The sequence below is a fragment of the Natronococcus sp. genome (genome assembly GCF_047921035.1).
In the GTDB taxonomy this organism is placed as follows: Archaea; Halobacteriota; Halobacteria; order Halobacteriales; family Natrialbaceae; genus Natronococcus.
This window is the reverse complement of sequence record NZ_JBLRWX010000199.1, coordinates 1-2,196: the sequence shown is the minus strand read 5'-3', so window position 1 is coordinate 2,196 and position 2,196 is coordinate 1. Positions and strand designations below refer to the sequence as shown.

General features: G+C 61.6%; 2 protein-coding genes. Both read left to right on the top strand.

What is annotated here, in order from left to right; genetic code table 11:
- Positions 1–936: mandelate racemase/muconate lactonizing enzyme family protein (locus tag ACNA7R_RS20055; protein WP_416285303.1), on the top strand; the 936-nt coding region annotated here is incomplete at its 5' end.
- Between the two features lie 23 nt (positions 937–959).
- Positions 960–2,177 (top strand): mandelate racemase/muconate lactonizing enzyme family protein, encoded by a 1,218-nt coding sequence (locus ACNA7R_RS20050; RefSeq protein WP_416285302.1) that lies wholly within the window; start codon positions 960–962, stop codon positions 2,175–2,177.
- Positions 2,178–2,196 lie beyond the last annotated feature (19 nt).

Genomic DNA, 2,196 nt, shown 5'->3' with positions numbered 1-2,196 from the left:
GCGGTGGAGTCGTTGCTCGAGCCGATGCTCGTCGGCGAGGACCCTCGGGACACCGAACGGCTGTGGCGCAAGATGTTCGACGGAACGGTCCAGATCGGTCGTTCCGGGCTAGTCCTGCGCGCGATCTCGTCCGTAGACATCGCACTGTGGGATCTGAAGGCGAAGGCCGCGTCGCAACCGCTCTATAAACTACTGGGCGGACACGCGGACGAGGTCCCTACCTACGCGAGCGGCGGGTACTATCGCGACGAGAAGGGTCACGAGGGACTCCGCGAGGAGGTCCAGCGATACGTTTCCGAGGGACACGACGCTGTCAAAATGAAGGTTGGGCGGCTGTCGATTCTCGAGGAAGTCGAGCGCGTCGCGGCCGTTCGTGACGAGATCGGTGCCGATCGGACGCTGTTACTCGACGCGAACGGCGCGTGGTCGAACGCAACGGAAGCTATCAGGGCGTGCCGCGCGTTCGAGCCGTACGATCCGTACTTCATCGAGGAACCCGTCATGATCGATAGCGTCGAGGCGATGACCAGCGTCAACGGCACCATTTCGTATCCCGTTGCGACGGGAGAACTCGAGGGGCCGCGGTACGATTTCGAGCGGTTGTACAGCGACGGAGCGGCGGACGTACTCCAGCCCGACGCCACGGTCTGTGGCGGCATCACCGAGTGGCTCAAGATCGCCCACTACGCGGCGGCACTCGACGTTCCGATCGCACCTCACTACAACTGGAATCTCCACGCGTCGCTGGTTGGATCGATCGAGAACGCCCTCTGGGTGGAGTACTTTTACCGCGACATGGATGTGAAAGTCTTCGACGACATCGTTGTAGACTCGCTCGAACCGGATGACAGCGGCACGATTCAGCTCCCGGACGATCCGGGACACGGCGTACAGCTAGACGAGAACGCGATCGAGCGATACAGAAGGACCGACTGACCGATACGAACCAACCGAAACTCATGAAAGACTTCTCCAACCAGACAACGAACCGAACCGAAGGCCGCGACGTCGAGATCACGGACATCAAAACCTGCGTCGTCGACGGAAACTTCGAGTGGAACCTGATCAAAGTCGAGACCGACGCTGGGGTCACCGGAATCGGCGAATCCTACCGCGGGGGTGGGGTTCCCGAACTCGTCGAGTACACGAAGCGATTCCTGATCGGCGAAAATCCGCTCGACATCGAGCGGCTCTACCGACGGATCATTCAGGAGATGTCCGGCCACGGCGGGACGACGGGAAAGGTCGTCACCGCGGCCTCCGGGATCGAAATCGCGCTGTGGGATGCGGCCGGAAAGATTCTGGATCTGCCGGTCTACCAGCTGCTCGGCGGAAAGTTCCGGGACGAAGTCCGGATCTACTGCGATTGCCACGCCGGTGAGGCGTACGCGGTCGAGGACGGTTCCACTGAGTACGCCGGCGCCGACGCCTACTCCCCGGAAGCGTACGCCAACGAGGCCCGCCGCGTCGTCGATATGGGCTTTACCGCACTCAAATTCGATCTGGACCTCGAGATGGATAACGATCCAGATCCGTTCAACGGTCGCCTCACCAACGGGGCCATCGAACACAAGCGCGAGATCGTTGAAGCGGTTCGCGACGAGATCGGCTACGACATCGACCTCGCGTTTGACTGTCACTGGGACTACTCCGTTGAGAGCGCAAAGCGCCTCGCGTACAAACTCTGCGAGTACGATCTGATGTGGCTCGAGGACCTCATCCCCCCGGAGAATATGGATGCGCAGACCGAGGTCACCAAAGCGACGAAGACACCCGTCGCGACCGGCGAAAACAGGTTCCGAGTGCACGAACTCTCCGGCCTGATCTACGATCACGGAGTCGATATCGTGACGCCGGACCCGACGACCGTCGGCGGACTCGGCGAGACGATGCGGATCGCCGATCGTGCAGAAGAGAACTACATGCCGATCTCACCGCACAACGTCTGTAGCCCGATCGGGACGATGGCCTGCGTCCACCTCGGCGCTGCGATCCCGAACTTCGACGTGCTCGAGTACCACGCGCTCGAGGTTGACTGGTGGGACGACCTGATCGAACGCGACGAACCGCTTATCCAGGACGGCTACATCGAGGTGCCGGAGACGCCGGGGATCGGCGTCGAACTGGACGAGAGCGTTGCCGAAGACCACCGACTTGAAGGAACGACGGGGTTCTGAGCGTCTGTGGCTCTCGGCT

Coding starts and splice junctions, on each gene's coding strand:
- ACNA7R_RS20050 (WP_416285302.1), top strand. CDS start 960: ATGAAAGACTTCTCCAACCAGACAACGAACCGAACCGAAGGCCGCGAC.